The sequence below is a fragment of the Pararhodobacter sp. genome (assembly GCF_034676075.1).
Lineage (GTDB): Bacteria > Pseudomonadota > Alphaproteobacteria > Rhodobacterales > Rhodobacteraceae > Pararhodobacter.
In genome coordinates this window covers 1-6,130 of the sequence record NZ_JAUCCQ010000174.1, presented here as the reverse complement: position 1 = coordinate 6,130, position 6,130 = coordinate 1, and the positions used below count along the sequence as shown (strand labels likewise).

Genomic DNA, 6,130 nt, shown 5'->3' with positions numbered 1-6,130 from the left:
GGCTCGGACAAGGTGCTGAAGGCGATGAACCGCAAGCACAAGGCGGCGGATTACCTGCGGCTGATCGAGCGGCTGCGCGCGGTTCGGCCGGATCTGGCGCTGTCGGGGGATTTCATCGTCGGCTTCCCGGGCGAGACCGAGGCGGATTTCGAGGAGACGCTGAGCCTCGTGCGGGCGGTGGGCTATCATTCGGCCTTCACCTTCAAATACTCGGCCCGGCCCGGCACGCCTGCCGCCGAACGCCCGGTCCTGCCCGACGCGGTGCTGGACGACCGGCTGCACCGCCTGCAGGCGCTGATTGCCGAGCAGCAGCGCGCGGCGCAGGAGGCGATGGTCGGGCGCGAGGTCGGTGTCCTGATCGAGAAGCCCGGGCGGCTGCCGGGGCAGATGGTGGGCAAGTCCGACCACCTGCATGCGGTGCATGTCGCGGATTGCGCGGCGAAACCGGGCGAGCTGATCCGGGTGCGGATCACCGGCTCGGCGGCCAATTCGCTGGCGGGACGGGCGCTCTGACGCGGGCGGAATTCAACACCCGGGCAGGGATTCGGTCAAGACCGGGCAGCACGGATAGCGGTCGAAAGCGGCATGTGCACCACATGTCGCATTTCTGCATCGCTGCGGAACAAGATTCAGCTTTGGTGCGTTCCATGCCTAGTTGTCATGCGAACGTTGCTTGCGACAGGTGCAATTGAGGGGCAGCATGGACATATCTCAGCCGGACCCGTCCGCAGAGACCGCCAGAGAGGAGACCCGCTTGGGCATAAGTGCGCTGACCCCCCCGCCCACCGCCGGTGACAGCATGCAGACCCTGCTTGAGTTCGCCGACAATCGATTGCTGGTAGACCTGTGCGGCGAATACGACCGCAATCTGGTCAAGCTGGAAGAGGAACTGGGCGTCCAGATCATCCACCGGGGGAACCAGCTGCACATCATGGGTCAGGAGCATGTCCGAGCCCGGGCTGCCGAAACGCTGAAATCGCTCTATGCACGGCTGAAGGACGGCAAGGGGATGGAGCCCGGCGACGTCGATGGTGCGGTCCGTCTGTCGGCGGGCGAGGCCGGTGAGCGGCAGCTGGAGATGTTCCGCACCGGGCAGGTGGAGATCCGCACCCGCAAGAAGAACGTCGCGCCCCGCACCAAGGCGCAGCAGGATTACGCGCGCTCGCTCTTCGAGAACGAGATGAATTTCGGCATCGGTCCGGCCGGCACAGGCAAGACCTATATCGCCGTGGCCGCCGCCGTGCATTTCCTGACCGAGGGGCATGTGGACCGGATCATCCTGTCGCGTCCCGCCGTCGAGGCGGGCGAGAAGCTGGGCTATCTGCCGGGCGACATGAAGGAGAAGGTCGATCCCTACATGCAGCCGCTCTATGACGCGCTGAACGACTTCCTGCCGGCCAAGTCCTTGCAGAAATACATGGAGGAAAAGCGCATCGAGATCGCGCCTCTGGCGTTCATGCGGGGGCGCACGCTGTCCTCGGCCTTCGTGGTGCTGGACGAGGCGCAGAACGCGACCGAGTTGCAGATGAAGATGTTCCTCACCCGTCTGGGCGAGGGCTCGCGCATGGCGATCACCGGCGACCGCAGCCAGGTCGACCTGCCGCGCGGCGTGACCTCGGGGCTGGCCTCGGCCGAGCGGATCCTGCAGGGGATCAAGGGCATCGGGTTCTCCTATTTCACCTCGGTCGACGTGGTGCGTCACCCGCTGGTGGCGCGGATCGTCGAGGCCTATGATCGCCAGTCACCCTCTCAGGTCTGAGGGGCCCAAATCCGAGGGGCGCGGGGCGCCTGAACCATGTCTGTAACGCTCGACATCAACGCGGAAGAGCCGCGCTGGGGGGATCTGAACCCTCTGGCGCGCTCGGCCATTGACGCCACGCTGGCCCATCTGGGCCACTATCCCGCTTGTTTCGAGGTGAGCCTCTTGGCCTGCGACGATGCCCGGATCAAGGGGCTGAACGCGGGTTTTCGCGACAAGGACAAGGCGACGAATGTGCTGTCCTGGCCCGCCTGGGATCTCTCGGCCGAGACGCCCGGCGCCATGCCCGAGGAGCCCGAAACCGGCACGCCCGAGGAGCCCGAGGCGCTGGGAGACATCGCGCTGGCCTATGAGACCTGCCTGCGCGAGGCGGGCGAACAGGGCAAGCCTTTCGCGGACCATGTGACGCATCTGGTCGTTCATTCGGTGTTGCATCTTCTGGGTTACGATCACGAAACCGACGAAGATGCGGCTTTGATGGAGAAAACCGAGGTCGCCATCCTTGCAACCATGGGGATCGCAGATCCATATGCAGGGGACGAGTCGGAGCCGGTCGCACCCGCAACCGGGGCGGATTGATTTTTGAGATGATTCCGGAAAGGACCCATGACTGACCTCACTTCCGGTTCGGTGCCCTCGGCAGAGGCCGATGGCAGCGCGGACCAGAGTCCGGACGGCAGTACCCGAGAACGGGGCCTGCTGGGACGATTATTCGACGCCATCGCCCCGCATGAAGCGGGTGAGGCCGAAAGCGCGCTCAACGCCTCGATGCGGCGGGTTCTGCCGGGGCTTGCCAATCTGAGGCGCCTGCGGGTCGCCGATGTTTCGATCCCCAAGGCCGAGATCGTCGCCATTCCCAAGGATATCGACCGTGACGGTCTGATCGCGGTGTTCCGCGAATCGGGTTTCTCGCGCTTGCCGGTCTATAACGAGACGCTGGACAAGCCGATCGGCCTGCTCTTGCTCAAGGATCTGGTGCTGAAGCAGGGGTTCGATCTGGGCGGCGAAATCGACGTCTCCTCGATGCTGCGGCCCTTGCTCTATGTGCCGCCGTCGATGCCGCTGGTGGTGCTGTTGCAGAAGATGCAGACCGAGCGGACGCATATGGCGCTGGTGATCGACGAATACGGCGGGGTGGACGGTCTGGTGACGATCGAGGACCTGCTGGAGCAGGTCGTGGGTCAGATCGACGACGAGCACGACACCGAGGATGAACACCTCTGGGCCGAGGATGGCGAGGGGGTCTGGCTGATCCAGGCCCGCGCCATGCTGGACGATCTGAAGGATGCGCTGGGGTTCGACCTGCGCCAGGGGCTGGAAGACGAGGACGTCGATACCATGGGCGGTCTGGTCTATCTGCTGCTGGGCCGGGTGCCGGCCCGCGGCGAGGTGATCGAGCATCCCGTCGGTCACGAGATCGAGGTGATCGACGCCGATCCGCGCCGCGTGAAGCGCGTGCGCCTGCGCAAGGCCGGTTCGGCCGAGGAAGCCCCGGCCGCGGTGACGGATGCCGGCTGAACGCCGCTGGCCGGTGATCCTGCAGGCCCTGGCCGCGGGAGCGCTGGCCGCTCCGGGGCAGGCGCCCTGGGGCCTCTGGCCGCTGACGCTGCTGGGGCTGGCCTGGGCCTTCTGGCTGGTGGCGCGCGCGCCCTCGGCACGGGGGGCGTTCGGCCGGGCCTTCCTGGCCGGGCTCGGGCATTTCCTGCCGGTCATGGCCTGGATCGTCGATCCGTTCTTCGTCGAACCCGAGGTGACGGGCTGGATGGCCCCCTTCGCGCTGGGGCTGATGGCGGCGGGCATGGCGCTGTTCTGGGCCTTTCCCGCCTGGCTGGCGTCCCTCGGCACCCCGCGACCCACGGCCCGCGTCTGGCGGTTCGCGCTGGCGATGCTGGCGTTCGAGGATCTGCGCGGGATCCTGTTCACCGGCTTCCCCTGGGCCCTGAGCGGGCATGTCTGGATCGGCACACCCCCTGACCAGCTGGCCGCCCTCGGCGGCGCACTGCTGCTCAGCGCGCTGACCCTGTCGCTGGCGGCGGCGCTGGCGGTGGCGGCTCTGCGCTGGCAGGGCGGGCGGCGCGGTCTGGCCGGGCTCGCCCTGGGGCTTGGCGCGCTGGCGCTGGCGGGTGCCTGGGGCTGGGGCAGCCTGCGTCTGGCGCAGCCCTTGCCCGAGGGGCCGGGGATCCGGCTGCGGCTGGTGCAGGCCAATGTGCCGCAGGACCAGAAATGGCAGCGCGACCTGATCGGGATGTTCTTCGAGCGCCACCTCGACCTCTCGACCGGCGAGGCGCCCGTCGATCTGGTCATCTGGCCGGAGACGGCGGCGCCTTTCCTGCTGGACAACCCCGGCGCCGGGCTGGAAATGGCGGCCGAGGCCGCGGGCGCCGCCCTCGTCATGGGCATCCAGCGGCGCGAGCGCGACGCGGCCGGGATCTCCCGCTATTTCAACTCTCTGGCGGTGATCGGGCCGGGCGGTTCGGTCGGCGCGATCTATGACAAGCACCATCTGGTGCCCTTCGGGGAATACATCCCGCTCATCGGCGAATGGGCGCGTGAACAAGGCTGGGGCGGGCTCGCCCAGCAGCTCCTCGATGGCTACACGCCCGGACCGGGGCCGGAACTGATGGATCTGGGCCGGGCAGGGCGGGCGCTGCCGCTCATCTGCTACGAGGCGGTCTTTCCCCGCGACCTGCGTGGCACCGACCGCCCCGACTGGCTGCTGCAGGCCACCAATGACGCCTGGTTCGGCCACCGCCTCGGCCCCTACCAGCATTTCGCGCAAGCCCGGCTGCGCGCGGTCGAGACCGGCCTGCCGCTGGTGCGGGCCGCCAATACCGGGATCTCGGCGGTGACCGATGCGCGGGGGCGGGTGCTGGCCTCGCTGCCCCTCGACGTGACCGGGGCGCTGGATGCGGACCTGCCCGGCGCCCTGCCGCCCACGCCCTATGCGCGCTGGGGCGACGGGCCCTGGCACGCGCTTCTGGCCCTTGGAATGCTGACTCTGGCGCTGGCGGCGCTGCGCCGCAGGCAGTCGCGAAAAGGCCCCGGACAAAGCGGTTGACGCTGCCTGCAAGGAGGGATAGCCCCATCATACTCCTGTCACAACGGCTTCCTGGCGTGACGGGCGACATCCAATGGAGCACATCCCCATGAGCCGACAGAACTACGTTTTCACCTCGGAATCCGTCGCCGAGGGGCATCCGGACAAGGTCTGCGACCGGATCTCGGACGCCATCCTCGACGCGTTCATGGCCGAGGATCCCTATTCGCGCGTGGCCTGCGAGACCTTCGCCACCACCGACCGCGTGGTGATCGGCGGCGAGGTGCGCGGCCCGGCCTCGGTCATCGCCAGGGTCGAGGAGATCGCCCGCGAGTGTGTCCGCGACATCGGCTACGAGCAGGACGGGTTCCACTGGGCCAACCTCAAGGTCGACAGCTACCTGCACGCCCAATCCGCCGATATCGCCCAGGGGGTGGATGCCGCGGGCAACAAGGACGAGGGCGCGGGCGACCAAGGGATCATGTTCGGCTATGCGACCGACGAGACGCCCGAGCTGATGCCGGCGCCGATCCTCTACGCCCATGCCATCCTCAAGCGCCTGGCCGAGGTGCGCAAGAACGGCACCGAGCCGAAACTGGGGCCGGACGCCAAGTCGCAGCTCTCGATCCGCTATGTCGACGGCAAGCCGGTGGGCGTGACCTCGATCGTGCTCTCGAGCCAGCATCTGGACCCGACGCTGAGCTCGGCCGATGTGCGGGCCATTGTCGAACCCTATATCCGCGCCACGCTGCCGGAGGGCTGGATCGACGCCGCCACCGAATGGCACGTCAACCCGACGGGAAAGTTCGTGATCGGCGGCCCGGACGGGGATGCGGGGCTCACCGGGCGCAAGATCATCGTCGATACCTATGGCGGCGCAGCGCCCCATGGCGGCGGGGCCTTTTCGGGCAAGGACCCGACCAAGGTCGACCGCTCGGCCGCCTATGCCGCGCGCTATCTGGCGAAGAACGTGGTGGCGGCGGGGCTGGCCAAGCGCTGCACGCTGCAGCTGAGCTACGCCATCGGCGTGGCCAAGCCGCTGTCGATCTACGTCGACACCCATGGCACGGGGACGGTGGACGACGCCGCGATCGAGACGGCCGTGGCCCGCAGCATGGACCTGACCCCGCGCGGCATCCGTACGCATCTGGGGCTGAACCGGCCGATCTTCGCCCGGACCTCGGCCTATGGCCATTTCGGCCGCGCGCCCGAGGCCGACGGCGGTTTCTCCTGGGAGAAGACCGACCTCGCCGAGGTTCTCAAGAGCGCGCTCTGAGACGGGCCGGGTCATGCGGGGGGCCAGCCCCCCGCGCCCCCCGCCAAAGGGGGTTTTC

General features: G+C 68.0%; 6 protein-coding genes and 1 riboswitch. All 6 genes read left to right on the top strand.

Features of this window, described 5'->3' with window-relative positions:
- On the top strand, positions 1-513 hold a 513-nt coding region (locus VDQ18_RS22355), incomplete at its 5' end, for a radical SAM protein (protein WP_323023072.1).
- Positions 514-799: 286 nt separating this feature from the next.
- Positions 800-1,759, top strand: coding sequence for a PhoH family protein (locus VDQ18_RS22350; protein WP_323023071.1), 960 nt, complete (start codon positions 800-802; stop codon positions 1,757-1,759).
- Between the two features lie 36 nt (positions 1,760-1,795).
- Entirely contained in the window at positions 1,796-2,338 is a 543-nt protein-coding gene (gene ybeY / locus VDQ18_RS22345; protein WP_323023070.1) for an rRNA maturation RNase YbeY, read from the top strand.
- Positions 2,339-2,365: 27 nt separating this feature from the next.
- On the top strand, positions 2,366-3,277 hold the full coding sequence (locus VDQ18_RS22340; protein ID WP_323023069.1) for a transporter associated domain-containing protein: 912 nt from the start codon (positions 2,366-2,368) through the stop codon (positions 3,275-3,277).
- The gene (lnt, locus tag VDQ18_RS22335; RefSeq protein ID WP_323023068.1) at positions 3,267-4,817 is read left to right on the top strand and encodes an apolipoprotein N-acyltransferase; all 1,551 of its coding nucleotides are present in this window, start codon (positions 3,267-3,269) and stop codon (positions 4,815-4,817) included. Before VDQ18_RS22340 ends, lnt begins: the two co-directional genes overlap by 11 nt.
- A 32-nt stretch (positions 4,818-4,849) precedes the next feature.
- Positions 4,850-4,898, top strand: a riboswitch (SAM-SAH riboswitch).
- 7 nt (positions 4,899-4,905) lie between these two features.
- Entirely contained in the window at positions 4,906-6,072 is a 1,167-nt protein-coding gene (metK, locus tag VDQ18_RS22330) for a methionine adenosyltransferase (protein WP_323023067.1), read from the top strand.
- Positions 6,073-6,130: the final 58 nt, after the last annotated feature.

Excerpts from the sequence above, each read along its gene's own strand:
- VDQ18_RS22350 (WP_323023071.1), top strand. The coding sequence starts at position 800 with ATGCAGACCCTGCTTGAGTTCGCCGACAATCGATTGCTGGTAGACCTG.
- ybeY (WP_323023070.1), top strand. The coding sequence starts at position 1,796 with ATGTCTGTAACGCTCGACATCAACGCGGAAGAGCCGCGCTGGGGGGAT.
- VDQ18_RS22340 (WP_323023069.1), top strand. The coding sequence starts at position 2,366 with ATGACTGACCTCACTTCCGGTTCGGTGCCCTCGGCAGAGGCCGATGGC.
- lnt (WP_323023068.1), top strand. The coding sequence starts at position 3,267 with ATGCCGGCTGAACGCCGCTGGCCGGTGATCCTGCAGGCCCTGGCCGCG.
- metK (WP_323023067.1), top strand. The coding sequence starts at position 4,906 with ATGAGCCGACAGAACTACGTTTTCACCTCGGAATCCGTCGCCGAGGGG.